This window comes from Candidatus Cloacimonadota bacterium (assembly GCA_020532085.1).
Classification (GTDB): domain Bacteria; phylum Cloacimonadota; class Cloacimonadia; order Cloacimonadales; family Cloacimonadaceae; genus Syntrophosphaera.
The window spans coordinates 1-16,453 of record JAJBAV010000045.1 but is presented as its reverse complement, the minus strand read 5'-3'; the positions used below and the strand labels follow the sequence as shown (position 1 = coordinate 16,453).

Here is a 16,453-nt window from a genome sequence, read left to right as displayed (position 1 = left end):
ACTTTGAGGACAAATGGCCAAATGGCTCCGGAAATCACAAATCGGTGGACAAAATAATGCCATACTCTCTTGTTATAGGGACTACTGCAATTCCTGACACTCACTTTTTTGGGGGGATGCCTTAAAAGCGGAATGACTGCTTCGCCCCAAGTATCAATACGGTATAAATACGGAATCAATACGGATTTCATCCGTATTGATTCCGTATTTATACCGTATTGATACTGGGAGCCGAACGTGGATTTTCTGGATTTTTGTAATGAGACAGACCAAAAAACAGGGGCCGGGATCGCTCCCAGCCCCTGAAGAACAGCCAGGTTGTATCGAATGGCTTAAAGGCTCAGTTCTGTGCAGTCACCTTGAAGAATTTGGCGGGAGTGTCCATGATGATCCCCAGCCAGACATCTCCGTCGCCGGGAGCATAATCGAAGATGTATCCGTAGAGCAGTTCAAATTCAGCTTCCGGGTCCTCAGACACGTAAACATTATAATAGAGGGCGTTGGACACTTCGTTCCAGCGCAGCCAGTTCATCCCCGGCTCTCTGATCACCTCGGCTCCCAAGGGGGCTGAAACAGGCGCTCCGCTGCTGACAATGATGCGCCGGCCTTCTCCCAGGGTGCTGACGGGTTTCCAGACGCATAATACGGTTGAAAAGACAGTTATGTTTTCGTATCCCTCATATTGGAGCACCCCGCTTTTGTACCAGTCGGATGTGCCGATGTTCGATTCCAGCACCAGTCCGCCGGGATTGGAGATGGTTCCGTTCATCAGCATATACTGGTCCCGCAGGGCCGTGTTGGTGATGTGGATGCTGTGGTTGGTCATGCTGCCGTAATTGTAGAGGTTGCCGCGGCAGCCAAGATAGAGATCTGTGTATGAAGAGGGATTATCCTGGATGCTGCCGTGGTTTACCAGGTCGCCGTTGCAGTAGAGGTTTACTATGTTGACTCCGGACTGCACAACGCTGCCGCTGGCCACGGTGAGGTTTTCAAAAGTGCAGCCGCTAACGATGGTGGCGGTGCCGTTGATGATGATGTCCTGCCCCGTAACGCTGCCGAGACCGGAGTTATTGTCAAAGTTCAGGGTGCTGAAACCCTGGGTGGCCAAAACCGCCCCGTAAAGCAGGCTGTTGTTCAGATTCAGGTTGTGGATGGCCCGGCCGTCATGCATCCGCAGAATCTTGCCGTTCAGATTCACGGAACAATTTTGGAAGGAGAGGTCCGAAAGCAGCTGCAAATCTCCGGAGGCGTGGTCCACCGTGAAGGTATCGCAGGAAATGGCTTGGGCTGTGGGTCCCTGGAGTAGCTCATGCGTTGACGCGCCGGTGATTTGGATGGAGGCATTTGCGATGGTGCCATGGTTGTGAAGGTCTCCGGAAAGGCTCAGGGCCAGGGTCCCGGTCCCGCTGTCATGGATCGTGCCGTAGTTTTCCAGGGATTGGGAAACGCTCAGGGTGTATGCTCCGTAATAGTCCCGGAGGTTTCCGGTATTGATCAGATTTCCGATCGATACGCCGTTTGCCGCTATCACAGTGCCAGCAAAGCCAATTTGATCGGCGCTGATGTCCTGGATCCAGGCATTGTTGGAAAGGATCAAGCTGCAGCCCTGGGTACCGTCGATGAGGGCGTTTTTGAAATAGCCCCCGGACATCGTGATGCTGTAACTGCCGTTGGCATCATGCATCACCAGGCTGGCAGCGTTGAACAATACATTGGAATTGAGGAAACTGAGGTCCGAAAGCAGTTGGATATGACCTCCGGTTTTGCTCACCTGGAAAAAGAAACAAGCGAAATTGGTCGATGATCCGCTCTGGGAAACGTTGTTTACGCCATCCCCGGTCAGGTTCAGCTGTCTGTTGGTGATGGAACCTTCGTTGTGAAGATCGCCGGATAGATAGACCATCAGGTCGTAATTGACGCCGTCGCTGATGGTGCCGTGGTTTTCCAGCCTGGTGCTGATCAGCAGTTGATACTGGGCATCATCGAAGATGCTCAGGTCCGCGTAGTTGATCAGGCTGCCGATCTCAACTCCGGATTTGATGAGGACATCGTCGAAGAAGTAAAGCTGGTCCGCCTCGACATTGGTCATGTAAGCGCCGCCATCCAGGCTGATGAAGCTCTGGGCCCCGCCGTCCAGGATGGCGTCCTGCAGATAACGGCTGGCACCGGCCACGCTGATCCCGTAATCTCCGCTGTCATCATGCATTTGGACGGTTTTCAGGTTGAAATCCACACTGCAGTTTTGGAAATCAAGGTCCGAACGCAGCCTGTAACCCCCGCTGCCGCTGGAGAGAAAGAACGCGCAGCTGATCGGGGTGGCTGAGGAATGGAAGAGGTCCACTTGGGCGGAGTTGTTCATAATCAGCTGGTTGTGGTTGATGGTCCCGTAGTTGAAGAGGCTTCCAGCCAGGGTTATGATGAGCGGACCGGCACCGTTGGTGATGGTGGCCCCGGAGTTGTTGACCAGGGTTCCTGAAACCGGCAGGTTCAAAGTGCTGGTGGTGTCGTTTCTCAGAATACCGTGGTTGGTGAGGTTGGCAAACGAGTTTGAGCTGGAGAGTAACACCGTGCCTTGGGTAACCGTGCTGGCGGTGCAGGTGACGGTGTTGAGTCTGGCATTGTTCACAGTTAGCACGCTGGCCGGGTTACCCGAAAAGACAATCCGTTGCAAGAGCTTGCTTGAAGAGCTGTTCACGCTGCTCACATCATAGTTCTCAGCGCCGTTGTTCATGAGCACGGACCTGCTGTTCAGATCGATGCTGCAATCGCTGAAGGCCAGGTCGGAAAGCAACTGGTAAGCTGCTGAGGTTACAGTGGAAGCAAAGGTTCCGCAGCTGATGGGGGCAGCGCTGGTATCGTGATAGATGTAGCAGGTGCCGGTCCGGCTCCAGGCAAAGCGGTAATTGCTTAGGGTACCATAATTGTACAGGTAAACCCCATAGTAATTGAGGGTCAGCGTGCCCCCTCCTGGGGAGTTTCCGATGGTGCCGTAATTGTACAGCGTCTGTATGCCGTTGGTCAGGTTCTGGGTGATAGTGACCCCCGAGCGATTGGTTAGCACAGAATAATTATTGATCAATCAAACGCTGGTGAAGGTCACATTGATATAGATCTGAACTTCCCCGTAAAATGCGAGGTTACCGCCGGAAAAAGTCACGTATTCCAGATAGGCGTTGTTGCCCATGGTCAGGCTGCTGGTGGTTCCGCACTGAACCACCGTCTGATAAAGTCTGCCTCCGTAAACGCCAAGGTTGTTACCGTTTAGATACAGTTGGGCTCCCTGGAGGTTGATGTTCGTGTTTTCGAAATCGACGCCGGAACTGAGGTGCACGGGAGAGCCGGCATAGTAGTCTGTCAAGCTGGCCGGGCCATAGGGGCTGGTGCCGCTGAGGTAATGGATCGCCCCGCCCTGCAGTGCCAATTCGGTCGGCGTGAACACCCCGGCATTGTGCATCTGGGAGGCTATCACCACATTGAAGTTGCCGGTGGTGTTCTTGGCCATGGTCCCATTGTTTGCACACAAGCCGGAAACATACACCTGTCCACTCTGGCTGGGTTTGTTCAGCAGCGACCCGCGGTCAGTCACATTTAGGCTGGCGCAGCTTACATACCCCGTCAGGACGGGGCCCTGGATGGTTACGTTGTCTGATGAACCCGGGACCTGGCCACCGATCCAGGTGGTGGAGAGATCCCAGTTCCCGCCGATCTCGGTTGAAGTAATATCGAGGGCCGCAAGCCCCGCCAAAGCGACAATCAAGAACAAGGCAAACAGTGCTTTTTTCATCTTTCTCCTCTCATGGATTATTGATTTTGATAAAGACCGCGCTCAGGGAATATTGTCAAGTCATTTCTGCTTTAATCATGAATATTGGTCACCCAGGATGATTTAGCCAGCATCCCGCAATTCCCGCAGGGTTGAATGCGGGTCGAGCATGAAAGGGACAGGCTGTCACTGGCTGAGACTTTTGCCCTTGCTGGATCTGGTTGCCAGCTGAGCCAAACCGCAGCATGGATCGGTAAAAGAAGCCCCCCGGCAAAAAAATCCTTGCCTAAATACCTTGTTCGCAATTTGTGGAACGCAAAAATGTTTTGGCTCGATCAGAGCTATTATGGGAGCGTCAATGAGGTTAAAAACCTTTCCCGGGGGAGTTCATCCCCACGATCACAAGCATTTTTCCGCCTCCGCCCCGATCGAGGTGATGCCCCTGCCCCAGCGGGTGGTGATCCCCATGTCCCAGCACATCGGCGCGCCCTCCGTGCCGATCGTCAAGGTGGGCGACGAAGTGAAGGCCGGGCAGAAGATCGCCGATGCCGGAGGTTTTGTTTCCATACCCCAGCACGCCTCGATCAGCGGCAAAGTTACCAAGATCGATGTTTTCCCGCATCCCGCGGGAGCTTCAGCCCTGGCCATCGAGATCACCGGCGACGGGAACGACAGCTGGATCGAGCTGGGCGATGATCCCAATTTCCTGGACCTCTCCGCGGAAGAGCTGAAAAACCGCATCGGCGAAGCCGGGATCTGCGGCATGGGCGGCGCGGGCTTCCCCACTTTCGTGAAACTCTCGCCTCCGGCGGACAAACCCATCGACACCGTGATCCTGAACGGCGTGGAGTGCGAACCCTATCTCACTGCCGACGATCGGCTGATGCTGGAAAAAACCCAGGAAGTGGTGAACGGCCTGAAGATACTGATGAAGGTGCTCGGAGCCAAACAAGGCATCATCGGCATCGAAGCTAACAAACCGGACGACATCGCCGCCATGAAAAAGATCCTGGCCTCCGAAAGCCAGTTCCGGGTGGTGCCGCTTAAACTGCAGTATCCCCAGGGCGCGGAAAAACAGCTGATCTATGCCGCCACGCGCCGAAAAGTCCCTTCCGGCGGCCTGCCCATGGCCGTGGGAGTGGTGGTGCAAAACGTGGCCACCGCCTTTGCCATCTACGAGGCCGTACGCTACAAAAAACCTTTGGTGGAGCGGATCATATCCGTTACCGGAAGTGTGGTGGCGCATCCCAAAAACCTCAAAGCCCGGATCGGAACGCCTTTTACCGAACTGGTGGAATTCTGTGGCGGCGTGACCGAGGATCCCGGCAAGATCATCTCCGGCGGCCCCATGATGGGTTTCGCGCTGCCCTCGCTGGCGGCACCGATGGCCAAAGGCAGCTCCGGACTGGTGCTGATGAATGAAAAAGAAAGCAAAACGCTGGAAGAACGCAATTGCCTCCGCTGCGCGCGCTGCGTGGACGTTTGCCCCATGAACCTGCTGCCCAGCTCGATCGCCCAGGCGGTGAAAGCCGGGGCGATGGACATCGCGCTCAAGGCGGGCCTGGAAGACTGCATGAAATGCGGAAGCTGCGCCTACGTCTGCCCCGCGCATATCCGCCTGGTGCAGTGGATCGACACCGGCAAGATCCGGCACGCGGAAGCCCTGCGCGGCAAGAAATAGAGGTATCGCCATGAAAGACAGATTCACAGTTTCACCCGCGCCGCATCTGCACGACCGCACCAGCATCCCCAACGTGATGTGGAACGTGGTGCTGGCCTTGCTGCCAGCGCTGGGTTTCGCGGTTTACTATTGGGGTTTGAACTCTCTCTGGCTCACCCTGCTGGGAGTGCTGGCCGCAGTGGGCACCGAAGCCCTGATCCAGTGGCTGCGCAAAGTTCCCATCCGTGTTTCGGACGGCTCGGCCGTGCTCACCGGCATGCTGCTGACCTTCAACATTTCCCCCTCTTCACCCTGGTGGCTGCCGGTGGTGGGAGCCATCTTCGCCATCGCCATCGGCAAACAGGTTTTCGGCGGACTGGGCAACAACCCCGTGAACCCGGCCCTGCTGGGACGCGCCTTTTTGCTGGCCTCCTGGCCCGCGCTGATGACCGGCATCCAAACCTGGAAACAGCCAGGAACGTCCATCTCCATGAGCGGCATCGACCCCCGCATCATCGATTCGAACCTCCAGGCCGTTTCCAGCAAAGCTTACGACCTGGTTACCGGCGCCACACCTCTGAACGTGGCCCACACCCTGCGGGACAGTTCGTTCGTGAACACCCTCGCCGCCACCAAGGACGCCAGCCTGGACATTGGCAACAAGATCTTCAACGGCATGATCGACCTCGGCACCCTGAAAAACCTGTTTTGGGGCCAGATCGGCGGCTGCATCGGCGAAGTATCCGTCTTCGCGCTGCTGCTGGGAGCGGTTTACCTGCTCTGGCGCCGGATCATTGAATGGCGCATCCCCTTCTTCTATCTGCTGACGGTGTTTGTGCTCACCTTCCTGTTCGGCAGCCTTCCCGGCACCGGCTATTCGCTCACTCTGCCCATCTTTCACCTCTTCGCCGGCGGACTGATGCTGGGCGCTTTTTTCATGGCCACGGACTACACCACCAGCCCCATCACCAAAAACGGCCGCGTGGTCTATGCCATCGGCTGCGGCGTGCTCACAGTGATAATCCGCCTGGTGGGTGGCTATCCGGAAGGGGTTTCCTACTCCATTCTATTCATGAATGTGATGACCCCCCTGATCGACATGCTCACCCGGCCCAAAGCTTTCGGGAGGTTGAAGAAATGAAGCTGTTTCTCAGGCTCGGCCTCATCCTGCTGGCGTTCTGCGTGGTGGCCACCGCGCTGCTGGCCTATGTGAATTCCGTTACCAAGCCCAAGATCGACGCGCTGAAGATCAAGGAAGCCGAGGAAGCCCGGAGTTCCCTGATCGCCGGCGCGACCTTTGAAGCGCTTGGTTTCAAGGCCGGAGATGATTCCCTCAGCTATTTCGTGGCCAAAGACGCCAAGACCGGCGAGATCAGGGGCTACACCTTCACCGCGGCCAAAACCGGGTATTCCAGCAACGTGAAGACCATGGCCGCCATCGGAGCGGATTTCAAACTCATTGCCATCAAGGTGATCGAACAGGCAGAGACTCCCGGCCTCGGCGCGAACTGCACCCAGAGCTCTTTCACGGACCAATTCAAGGGCCTGGCCGCCGACCAGGTGCTGGTGGACAAAGACGGCGGGCCGATCAAAGCCCTCACCGGTGCCACCATCACTTCGCGCGCCATCGCCAACTCGCTGCAGGAACAGATCGCCCTGGTGCGCAAAGACATCGAATCCCGGCAATTGGAGGCACAACCATGAGCTTCATGAAAGAACTCACCAAAGGCATCATCAAGGAAAACCCGATCTTTGTGATCGTGCTGGGCATGTGCCCCACCCTGGCGGTCTCCACCTCCGTGAACAACGCCATCGGGATGGGCGCCGCGGCCACCTTTGTGCTGGTCTGCTCCAATATCATCATCTCCCTGATCAAGGGTGTGACGCCGGACAAGATCCGCATTCCGGTCTATGTGGTGGTGATAGCTTCATTTGTATCGATCGTGGACATGGCGATGGCGGCCTTCGTTCCGGACCTGCACAAGTCCTTGGGCCTGTTCATCCCGCTGATCGTGGTGAACTGCATCATCCTGGGCCGCGCCGAAGCCTTTGCCAGCAAAAACAACATGCTCAATTCCCTGGCCGACGGCATCGGCATGGGCCTGGGCTTCACCCTGGCTTTGGTGGTGGTGGCCACTTTCCGTGAGATCCTGGGCAACGGCACCTGGGCCGGGATCAAAGTTCTGCCCCAGAGCTACAATCCCATGCTGATGGCCATTCTCGCCCCCGGCGCCTTTATCACCCTGGGCCTACTGATGGCCCTGATGAACCTGCTGAAGGAGAGGAAACAATGAGCACTCTGGGACAAATCTTCGTGATCGCCATCAGCGCCATCTTCGTTCAGAACTTCGTGCTGTCGCGCTTTTTGGGCCTCTGTCCCTACCTGGGCGTGTCCAAAAAAATGGATTCCGCCTTTGGCATGGGCATGGCCGTGATCTTCGTGATGACCCTGGCCTCAGCGATCACCTACCTGATCAACAGCTATCTGCTGGTGCCCTATAACCTGGAGTACCTGCGCACCCTGGCCTTCATCCTCACCATCGCCGCGCTGGTGCAGTTCGTGGAAATGGTGATCCAGAAAAACGCCCCCGCCCTCTACAAGTCGCTGGGTGTCTATCTGCCGCTGATCACGACCAACTGCGCCGTGCTGGGCGTGGCCATCCTGAACATCACCCCCCTGGCCGACGGCAGCACCTACAACTTTGGCCTCGCCATCCTGAACGGCTTCTTCTCCGGCGTGGGCTTCACCTTTGTGCTGCTGGCCATGGCCGGCATCCGCCAACGCCTGGAGCTGGTGGACATGCCCAAAAGCATGCACGGTTTTGCCAGCGGACTGATCCTCGCCGGGATCATGGCCCTGGCCTTTTACGGCTTCATGGGCCTGAAGATCTGAGGAGACAAAATATGGAACAAATTGCCGTTATCACCCTCGCCGCTTCGCTGCTCTCCCAGATCGGGACCCCGGTGATCATTTTAGGCGCCATGGGGCTTGTCTTCGGGCTCATCCTCGCTTTCGCCGCCAAGGTCTTTGCCGTGAAGATCGACCCCCGGGTGGAACAGATCACCGCCGCGCTGCCCGGCGCCAACTGCGGAGCCTGCGGCAAAGCCGGCTGCGCGGGCTACGCAGACTCCATCGTCAACTCCGGCGCGGAAGTGAATCTCTGCGCACCCGGCGGACCTGAAGCCGCTGCCGCCATCGCCCGGATCATGGGCACGGAGGCCGGTTCCATGGAGAAAAAGGTCGCCGTGATCCACTGCAGTTCGGGCGGCTACAACAACACGAAGTGGAAATATGCCTACCAAGGCATCGAATCCTGCCTTTCCGCGGTGAACGTTGCCGGTGGCCCCAACCTTTGTGCCTGGGGCTGCATTGGCTTCAACGACTGCATGAAGGCCTGCAAGTTCGGCGCCATCAGCGTTGACGCCTGCGGGATGCGCGTGATCGACGCGGACAAATGCACCGCCTGCGGCGCCTGCGTGAAAGCCTGCCCGCGCAAACTGATAGAATTGGTGCCGCTTAAAAACGACGTTCACGTTAAATGCTCTTCCCAAGACAAAGGTCCCCTGGCCAAACAATCCTGCGGCAACGAGAAACCCTGCATCGGCTGCGGTATCTGCGGCCGCAAATGCCCGGTCCAGGCCATCACCATCGAAAACAACCTTGCCCGCATCGACTATGCGAAATGCATCAACTGTGGCATCTGCGCCACCGCCTGCCCCACCGGCGCGATCCTGGACCTGATCTGCGGAGCTCGCAAAAAAGCCGAGATCACGGATGAACTCTGCATCGGCTGCACCATCTGCGCGAAAAGCTGCCCCGTCCAAGCCATCAGCGGAGAAGTGAAACAGGTGCACAAGATCGACAAAGAGAAATGCGTGGGCTGCGAGATCTGCGTGAGCAAATGCCCCAAGCAGGCCATTAAAATGGTTTGAGGCCTCCGGCAACCTTTCTCAAGGCGGGAGTGAAAAACCCGCCTTTCTCTTTATCCGGGCCCAATCCCCCAGGACCGGCCTGCCGCCCGTCCCTCCCATGATCCCCGCATCTCAGGCGGGCATCTGGCGGGAGGCGAGATTGAGGCCGGATCGGGCGCTTTAAGTGGGCGGGGGCTTGCGGAAGATTTTCCCAAGCCGATCCTGCGCTCTGCCCCTCATCCAGGCGCCTGCAATTTTGCGATTGACACAAACAGCCAGTCCAAAATAATAGAAAAAAACATAATTTCAGACAGCAATGGAGAGATAATGCCCTATATTTCCAATACTGACGCGGAACGGCGCCAGATGCTCTCGCGGATCGGGGTGGGTTCTTTTGATGAACTTATCGCCGCGATCCCCAGGAAATTGCGCCTGCAAGGACTGCTGGAGCTGGAAGCCCCGCTTTCGGAACTCGAGATGAGCAGACGCATCCAGGAACGCACCTGCGGAAACGTTTGCGTGCAGAAGGCCAGTTCCTTTTTGGGAGCCGGCGTTTACGACCATTTCATCCCCGCCGCGGTGGATACCATTGTGTCCCGCCCGGAATTCTTCACCGCCTACACGCCCTACCAGGCCGAAGTAAGCCAGGGAACGCTGCAGTTCATTTATGAATATCAGACGATGATCTGCGAGCTCACCGGCATGGAAATAGCCAACGCCTCGATGTACGACGGGGCCTCGGCGGCGGCGGAAGCCATCCTGATGGCGGTGCGCAGGAACGGCCTCAAAAAAGCCATCCTGCCCGCCAGCCTGCATCCCGAGTATGTGAAGGTGATCAAAGCCTATACAGAGGGGATCGGAGTGGAGCTGATAAGCTGCGAAGCCAATGCCGGCATCACCGATCTGGACGATCTGACGGCCAAAATGGACGCCAGCGTGGGCAGCGTGGTGATCCAGACCCCAAATTTCTGGGGCAACATCGAGCCGCTGAGCCAACTGGAAAAAGTGGTCCACAGCAATCCCAAAACACTGCTGATCGTGGCCGCGGACCCCATCTCGCTGTCCATCCTGAAAGCCCCGGCCGCCTGTGGCGCCGATATCGTGGTGGGTGAAGGCCAGGCCCTGGGCAACAGCATGTATATGGGCGGACCGCTGTTCGGATTTTTCGCCACCAGGCTGGACATGGCCCGCGCCATGCCGGGCCGGATCGTGGGCGGAACCCTGGATAAAGACGGAAAGCGGGCTTACGCCCTCACCCTCCAGGCCCGCGAACAGCACATCCGCCGCGCCAAGGCCACTTCGAACATCTGCTCCAACCAATCGCTCTGCACCCTGGCGGCAACGGTTTACCTGAGCCTGCTGGGAAGCGACGGGCTGGCTGAAGTTGCCACCCAATCCACCCAACTGGCCCACTACATGGCCCAAAAGATCGCCTCCGTGCCGGGATTCTCCCTCGTTTGGCCTGAAGTTCCCTTCTTCAAGGAATTCGCGGTGAACTGCCCCGTGCCAGCGAGGCAGGTGATCGCCGATCTGCTGAACCACGGCATCTATGCCGGGGTGGACCTGGCCACCTTCAGCCAAAGCGATCACCGGCTGCTGATCGCCGTTACGGAAAAGAAAACGCTGGCCGAGATCGACGACTACATCGAGACCCTGCGGGAGCTGAATTATGAGTAAGACCATATTTGAACACAGCGTTGCCGGCCGCCGCGGGGTTACCCTGCCGCGGCGCGAACTGAACACGGAAGTGCGGGAGCTCATCGCCCCCGAATATCTGCGCGAATCGGCGCCCCGCCTGCCCCAGGTAAGCGAAATGGACGTAATGCGCCACTACATCAAGCTTTCGCACCGCAACCATTTCATCGAAAAAGGCCTCTATCCGCTGGGCAGCTGCACCATGAAATACAACCCCAAGGTCCACGAAGCCCTGGTACGCCATTCCTGCTTCAACAACATCCATCCCTGCCAACCCCAATCCACGCTGCAAGGCTCGCTGGAGATCCTGTACGAGCTTCAGAAAGATCTGGCCGAGATCTCCGGCATGCACCAGGTGACGCTGCAACCGGTGGCCGGGGCCCAGGGCGAATTCACCGGCATCAAGGTGATCGCAGCCTACCACCAGGCCAAGGGAAACCACCACAAGACCAGGATCATCATCCCGGATTCCGCGCACGGCACCAACCCAGCCACCTGTTCCCTGGTGGGTTACGACGTGGTGGAACTGAAATCCGACGCCCGCGGACGCTGCGACCTGGAGCATCTGAAAAGCATCGTGGACGACAGCATAGCCGGTTTCATGCTCACCAATCCCAACACCCTGGGCCTGTTCGAAGACCAGATCGAAGAGATCGCCGCCATCATCCACGGCGTGGACGGCCTCATCTACATGGACGGCGCGAACCTCAACGCGCTGCTGGGCATCGTGCAGCCGGGCAAGATCGGCTTCGACGTGATGCACTTCAATCTGCACAAGACTTTCGCCACGCCACACGGCGGCGGCGGACCGGGCAGCGGGCCCGTGGGCGTGGTGGAAAAACTGGCGCCTTACCTTCCCGTGCCGCTGATCGGTAAAAATGACGACGGCTATTTCCTGGACTACAGCCACACCGCAACCTCCATCGGCAAGGTGCACACCTGTTATGGCAATTTCGCCGTGCTGCTGCGCGCCTACATCTACATCAAAATGCTGGGCGCGGAAGGCCTGAAACGGGTGGCAGAAAACGCCGTGATCAACGCCAACTACCTGATGGCCCTGCTGAAAGACCACTATCACATCCAACACACGGAACCCTGCATGCACGAGTTCGTGGCGGATTCTCTCTGGCAGAAAAAGGAGTTTGGAGTGAGCACTCTGGACATTGCCAAAAGACTGCTGGACAAAGGTTTTCACGCCCCCACGGTGTATTTCCCGCTGATCGTGCCCGAGGCCATGATGATCGAGCCCACGGAGACCGAGAGCAAGGAATCCCTGGACGCCTTCGCTGCCGCGATGCTGGAAATAGCGCAGGAATGCCGCGAGAACCCGGAATTACTTCATGATGCCCCGCTCACCACGCCGGTGCGCAGGGTGGACGACGTGCGTGCCGTCAAGTTCCTCGACGTGGCCTTTTCCCCCGGGGAATGAATTTAAAGACATTTTGGAGATAAAATGAAGAAAACCCTGATATTGCTGATCAGCCTTGGGCTGGTCTCGCTCGGTTTTGCGGCCGAGATCAAACTGGGCTATGTGAACACCGACCGCCTGCTGCTGGAAAGCAACGAAGCGGCGGAGATCTCGCGCCTCTTTAACCTGGACAAGCAGAACTGGACCAACCAGGTCAAGCAGCTTGACGATGAGATCAAGCAGATGGAACGCAACTTCGAGATCGACAAGCTCACCAAGACCGAAGCTGCCAAACGCGACGCCCAGACCAGGATAGACGCGAAAAAAGCCGAGGCCGGACGCCTGCTGGAAGAATACTTCGGCGAAGGCGGAAAGGCTGAACAGCGTTACCGCGAACTGATCGACCCCCTTACCCTGAAGATCCACAACCTGATCATGAAAACCGCCGAAGACGAGAAATACACCATGATCTTCGACGTGAGCATGGGCATGGTGCTCTACGCCCTGCCGGCGCTGGACCTCACGGAACAGATCCTGCTGGAGCTGAACAAAGACACTCTGGCACCCACTGACGGAGGCCTGCTGCAAAACGAGGTCGAGCCCGAGGATCCTTTCAAGACCGAAGAACCAAAACAAGAAGATTTCCCCGAATTCAAACCATGAGGAAATTCGCTTCCGCCCTTTCCGGAGCAGAGATCCAGGCAATCTGCGGAGGCGAATACAGGGGCTCTGACAAGCTGCAGGCCGCCAGCGTGGCCGATCCCGCTGAAGCGGCGGCGGATAGTGTTGTTTACTGTGAGCAGCCCCGCTTTTTTCAAACCGTGCGGGACTCCCAGGCCGGCCTGATCATCTGCGCGCCGGACCAGGCGCCGCAACTTCCAGGCCGGAATCTGCTGCTGCACCCCAGGCCGGGTTTGGCCATGCTGAAGCTGCTGAGCTGGTGGCTGGAAAGTTCCGCGGAAAAACCGCCCCCGGGCATTCATCCCACTGCGGTGGTCTGCCCCGGAGCTGAGATCGGGGCTGATGCCCATATCGGCGCGTTTTGCGTGCTCGGCCCAAACTGCCGGATCGGCACCGGAGCGGTTATCGAAGCGCACTGCGCGATCGGACCCCAAACCACCGTTGGCCAAAATACCTGGCTCTATCCCCGGGTTACGCTCTACCCCCGCAGCGTGATCGGGGCCGATTGCATCATTCACAGCGGAGCGGTGATCGGGGCGGACGGGTTTGGCTTCGTTCTGGAGGATGGAGTTCAGCAAAAGATTCCCCAGGTGGGCAACGTGGTGATCGGTGACAGGGTGGAGATAGGCGCCAATACCGCCGTGGACAGGGGAACCCTTGGCCCCACCAGCATCGGCGAGGGAACAAAGATCGACAACCTGGTGCAGATCGGCCACAATTGCCGGATCGGCAAACACTGCATTCTCTGCGCGCAGGTGGGCCTGGCCGGCAGCACGGTGCTGGGCGATCACGTTTACATGGCCGGCAAATCCGGCTCCGCCGGGCATCTGAGCATTGGCGACCGCGCCATGGTTGGCGCCCAGGGCGGCGTTACCCACGACCTTCCCGCCGACGGTCTGTATTGGGGCACGCCAGCCATCGATGCCAATATCTACAAACGCATTCTGGCCCTTCAAAGAAAATTGCCCGAGATCTACGGGCACTACCGAAAACAGATAAAAAATGATGAGGACTGAGCCATGGCAGAATTCAAGCACACGATCAGATCGGAAGTAACGTACTCCGGCATCGGCCTGCATTCCGGAGAGATCTCCACCATCCGCTTCCAGCCGGCCGGCAAGGATGAGGGCATCGTCTTCATCCGCACCGATCTGCCCGCCAAACCGGAGATCCCGGCGGACATCGACCACGTGGTGGATATTTCGCGGGGCACCACGATCGGCCTGAACGGCGTGACCGTTGGCACCATCGAGCATGTTCTGGCGGCCATCAAAGGCCTCATGATCGACAACATCCGCATCGAGATAGACGGCCCGGAAGTGCCGGTGGGTGACGGTTCCCCCCTGGTTTTCGTGACCTTGCTGAAAGAGGCCGGCTACGAAGAACAGGATTCGGAACGCGTCTATTTCGAATTTGACGAGGCGATCAGCTATTCCTGTCCGGAAGAGAATGTGGACGTGGTGGTGGTGCCTTCCAACGAGCTGAAGGTTACCTTCATGATCGACTACAAGCACCCGCATCTGAATACCCAATACACTTTTCTGCCAAACCTCAGGCACTTCGAGCGGGATTTTGCCGGGGCGCGCACCTTCTGCTTCATCAACGAGATCCTCCAGCTCAAGGAACAGGGCCTGATCAAAGGTGGATCGCTGGACAACGCGCTGGTGATCGCGGAGCCGGACATGAGCGCCGCTGAACTGGAGCATCTGCGCGAGGTTTTTGCCTATCACGTGCCCATCACGGTTTCGCCCGCGGGAATCCTGAACAGCCATCCGCTGCGGTATCAGAACGAGTTTGTGCGCCATAAAGTGGTGGACCTGATCGGCGACATGGCCCTGCTGGGCATGCCCATCCGCGGCCACATCCTGGCCGCCCGCAGCGGACATAAAACCAATGTGGAGCTGGTGAAAAAACTCCGCCAGATCCAGCTGAAACAAGATTTGAAAAAGAAATATCAAAAGGATCACAGCAAGGACTTGGTCTTCGACGTCAATGCCATCATGAGCATCATCCCCCACCGCTATCCCTTCCTTCTGGTGGACAGGATCATCGACCTCAAACCCGGCGAAGCCATCACCGGCATCAAAAACGTGACCATCAACGAACCCTTCTTCCAGGGCCATTTTCCCGGCCATCCCATCATGCCCGGGGTGCTGATCGTGGAGGGCATGGCCCAGACCGGCGGCATCATCCTGCTGCGCCAGATGGACGATCCCTCCCAGTGGGTGGCTTATTTCGCCTCCATCGACAATGTGAAGTTCCGCAGACCGGTGCTGCCCGGCGACACCCTGCGCTACGAGCTGAAAGTCATCTCCCTCAAACGCAGCCTCTCCAAGATGCACGGCGACGCCTACGTGGGCGACGAGAAAGTGGCCGAAGGGGATTTTTTGGCCCTGCTGCAGAAAAAAGGGTCATGAGCTCCATCCACCCCACGGCCATCATCCACCCCGGAGCCGAGATCGGCGCGGACTGCGAGATCGGGCCTCATTGCCAGATCGGGCCGGAAGCGATCTTGGGCCGTGGCAACATACTTCACTCCCACGTGATCGTGATGGGCCAGGCGCGGATCGGAGACGAAAATCAGATCTTTCCCTACGCCGTGATCGGCACCGACCCCCAGGACCTCAAATACAGCGGGGACATGACCGGCCTCAGCATCGGCCACCGCAATGTGATCCGCGAGTTCGTAACCATCAACCGCAGCAACAACCCTGAGGAACTTACCCGCGTGGGTGACGACAACCTGCTGATGGAATACGTGCACGTGGCCCACAACTGCCAGGTCGGCTCCGGCTGCGTGATCGCCAACACCGTGCAATTGGCGGGGCATCTGGTGATCGGCGATTTCGCCAGCATCGGCGGACTCACCGCCGTGCACCAGTTCGTCCACATCGGCACCCACGCCTTTGTGGGAGGCGCTTCCGCCGTAAAAAAGGACATCGCCCCCTACACCCGGGGCATGGGCAATCCTTATAAAACCGCCGGCCTGAACAGCGTGGGCCTGCTGCGCAAAGGTTATTCCAGCGAGAGCCTGGCTGCCATCAAGCAGATCTACCGCGTCTTCTACCGTCAGGGCCTGAACGTTTCCCAGGCTTTGGAACTCGTGGGATCCTGGCCCTCCCTAACTCCCGAGCAGCAAATCTTCGTCAATTTTGTCCGCTCCTCGGAACGCGGTCTCTCATCCTGATGTCGGGTTTTCCCCCTCCGGTGTCAAGTCCTGAAATAGTGGACACTCAATTTTGTTGTTTAGCCAAACAGCCCCTACGCCAATATCCCTCCGATCTTCATGCTGAAACCTGGAGGTAATTAACTCACTCTGGTGGATATGGTTAGC

The 16,453-nt window shown here is 57.8% G+C and carries 14 protein-coding genes; 12 read left to right on the top strand and 2 right to left on the bottom strand.

Features of this window, described 5'->3' with window-relative positions; all coding sequences use genetic code 11:
* Nucleotides 1–340: 340 nt before the first annotated feature.
* Both LHW45_09930 and LHW45_09925 read right to left on the bottom strand, forming a co-directional pair.
* Nucleotides 341–3,079, bottom strand: coding sequence for a hypothetical protein (locus tag LHW45_09930; GenBank protein MCB5285889.1), 2,739 nt, complete (start codon nucleotides 3,077–3,079; stop codon nucleotides 341–343).
* Nucleotides 3,080–3,784 carry a hypothetical protein gene (locus tag LHW45_09925; protein ID MCB5285888.1) on the bottom strand — a complete coding sequence of 235 codons (705 nt, stop codon included), beginning with the start codon at nucleotides 3,782–3,784 and terminating at the stop codon, nucleotides 3,080–3,082.
* A 337-nt stretch (nucleotides 3,785–4,121) separates the two neighbouring features.
* Here LHW45_09925 and rsxC point away from each other — a divergent pair, with 337 nt between their 5' ends.
* The 12 genes from rsxC to lpxA all read left to right on the top strand — a co-directional run bounded on the left by rsxC (nucleotide 4,122) and on the right by lpxA (nucleotide 16,306).
* On the top strand, nucleotides 4,122–5,444 hold the full coding sequence (gene rsxC, locus LHW45_09920) for an electron transport complex subunit RsxC (protein ID MCB5285887.1): 1,323 nt from the start codon (nucleotides 4,122–4,124) through the stop codon (nucleotides 5,442–5,444).
* A 10-nt stretch (nucleotides 5,445–5,454) separates the two neighbouring features.
* Nucleotides 5,455–6,564 carry an RnfABCDGE type electron transport complex subunit D gene (locus LHW45_09915; protein MCB5285886.1) on the top strand — a complete coding sequence of 370 codons (1,110 nt, stop codon included), beginning with the start codon at nucleotides 5,455–5,457 and terminating at the stop codon, nucleotides 6,562–6,564.
* A complete protein-coding gene (locus tag LHW45_09910; protein MCB5285885.1) occupies nucleotides 6,561–7,127 on the top strand; it encodes an RnfABCDGE type electron transport complex subunit G in 567 nt (188 codons plus the stop codon). Before LHW45_09915 ends, LHW45_09910 begins: the two co-directional genes overlap by 4 nt.
* A complete protein-coding gene (locus tag LHW45_09905; protein MCB5285884.1) occupies nucleotides 7,124–7,717 on the top strand; it encodes an electron transport complex subunit E in 594 nt (197 codons plus the stop codon). Before LHW45_09910 ends, LHW45_09905 begins: the two co-directional genes overlap by 4 nt.
* The gene (locus LHW45_09900) at nucleotides 7,714–8,316 is read left to right on the top strand and encodes an RnfABCDGE type electron transport complex subunit A (protein ID MCB5285883.1); all 603 of its coding nucleotides are present in this window, start codon (nucleotides 7,714–7,716) and stop codon (nucleotides 8,314–8,316) included. Before LHW45_09905 ends, LHW45_09900 begins: the two co-directional genes overlap by 4 nt.
* An 11-nt stretch (nucleotides 8,317–8,327) precedes the next feature.
* Nucleotides 8,328–9,356 carry an RnfABCDGE type electron transport complex subunit B gene (locus LHW45_09895; GenBank protein ID MCB5285882.1) on the top strand — a complete coding sequence of 343 codons (1,029 nt, stop codon included), beginning with the start codon at nucleotides 8,328–8,330 and terminating at the stop codon, nucleotides 9,354–9,356.
* Nucleotides 9,357–9,662: 306 nt separating this feature from the next.
* On the top strand, nucleotides 9,663–11,012 hold the full coding sequence (gene gcvPA / locus LHW45_09890) for an aminomethyl-transferring glycine dehydrogenase subunit GcvPA (GenBank protein MCB5285881.1): 1,350 nt from the start codon (nucleotides 9,663–9,665) through the stop codon (nucleotides 11,010–11,012).
* Nucleotides 11,005–12,459 (top strand): aminomethyl-transferring glycine dehydrogenase subunit GcvPB, encoded by a 1,455-nt coding sequence (gcvPB, locus tag LHW45_09885; GenBank protein MCB5285880.1) that lies wholly within the window; start codon nucleotides 11,005–11,007, stop codon nucleotides 12,457–12,459. Before gcvPA ends, gcvPB begins: the two co-directional genes overlap by 8 nt.
* A gap of 24 nt (nucleotides 12,460–12,483) precedes the next feature.
* Nucleotides 12,484–13,101, top strand: coding sequence for an OmpH family outer membrane protein (locus LHW45_09880; protein MCB5285879.1), 618 nt, complete (start codon nucleotides 12,484–12,486; stop codon nucleotides 13,099–13,101).
* Nucleotides 13,098–14,135, top strand: coding sequence for a UDP-3-O-(3-hydroxymyristoyl)glucosamine N-acyltransferase (gene lpxD, locus LHW45_09875; protein ID MCB5285878.1), 1,038 nt, complete (start codon nucleotides 13,098–13,100; stop codon nucleotides 14,133–14,135). The genes LHW45_09880 and lpxD overlap by 4 nt, the downstream gene beginning before the upstream one ends.
* Before the next feature lie 3 nt (nucleotides 14,136–14,138).
* The gene (locus LHW45_09870; protein MCB5285877.1) at nucleotides 14,139–15,536 is read left to right on the top strand and encodes a bifunctional UDP-3-O-[3-hydroxymyristoyl] N-acetylglucosamine deacetylase/3-hydroxyacyl-ACP dehydratase; all 1,398 of its coding nucleotides are present in this window, start codon (nucleotides 14,139–14,141) and stop codon (nucleotides 15,534–15,536) included.
* Nucleotides 15,533–16,306 carry an acyl-ACP--UDP-N-acetylglucosamine O-acyltransferase gene (lpxA, locus tag LHW45_09865; GenBank protein MCB5285876.1) on the top strand — a complete coding sequence of 258 codons (774 nt, stop codon included), beginning with the start codon at nucleotides 15,533–15,535 and terminating at the stop codon, nucleotides 16,304–16,306. The genes LHW45_09870 and lpxA overlap by 4 nt, the downstream gene beginning before the upstream one ends.
* The last annotated feature ends 147 nt before the right edge of the window (nucleotides 16,307–16,453 follow it).

Excerpts from the sequence above, each read along its gene's own strand:
- LHW45_09925 (MCB5285888.1), bottom strand. The coding sequence starts at position 3,784 with ATGAAAAAAGCACTGTTTGCCTTGTTCTTGATTGTCGCTTTGGCGGGG.
- rsxC (MCB5285887.1), top strand. The coding sequence starts at position 4,122 with ATGAGGTTAAAAACCTTTCCCGGGGGAGTTCATCCCCACGATCACAAG.
- LHW45_09915 (MCB5285886.1), top strand. The coding sequence starts at position 5,455 with ATGAAAGACAGATTCACAGTTTCACCCGCGCCGCATCTGCACGACCGC.
- LHW45_09910 (MCB5285885.1), top strand. The coding sequence starts at position 6,561 with ATGAAGCTGTTTCTCAGGCTCGGCCTCATCCTGCTGGCGTTCTGCGTG.
- LHW45_09905 (MCB5285884.1), top strand. The coding sequence starts at position 7,124 with ATGAGCTTCATGAAAGAACTCACCAAAGGCATCATCAAGGAAAACCCG.
- LHW45_09900 (MCB5285883.1), top strand. The coding sequence starts at position 7,714 with ATGAGCACTCTGGGACAAATCTTCGTGATCGCCATCAGCGCCATCTTC.
- LHW45_09895 (MCB5285882.1), top strand. The coding sequence starts at position 8,328 with ATGGAACAAATTGCCGTTATCACCCTCGCCGCTTCGCTGCTCTCCCAG.
- gcvPA (MCB5285881.1), top strand. The coding sequence starts at position 9,663 with ATGCCCTATATTTCCAATACTGACGCGGAACGGCGCCAGATGCTCTCG.
- gcvPB (MCB5285880.1), top strand. The coding sequence starts at position 11,005 with ATGAGTAAGACCATATTTGAACACAGCGTTGCCGGCCGCCGCGGGGTT.
- LHW45_09880 (MCB5285879.1), top strand. The coding sequence starts at position 12,484 with ATGAAGAAAACCCTGATATTGCTGATCAGCCTTGGGCTGGTCTCGCTC.
- lpxD (MCB5285878.1), top strand. The coding sequence starts at position 13,098 with ATGAGGAAATTCGCTTCCGCCCTTTCCGGAGCAGAGATCCAGGCAATC.
- LHW45_09870 (MCB5285877.1), top strand. The coding sequence starts at position 14,139 with ATGGCAGAATTCAAGCACACGATCAGATCGGAAGTAACGTACTCCGGC.
- lpxA (MCB5285876.1), top strand. The coding sequence starts at position 15,533 with ATGAGCTCCATCCACCCCACGGCCATCATCCACCCCGGAGCCGAGATC.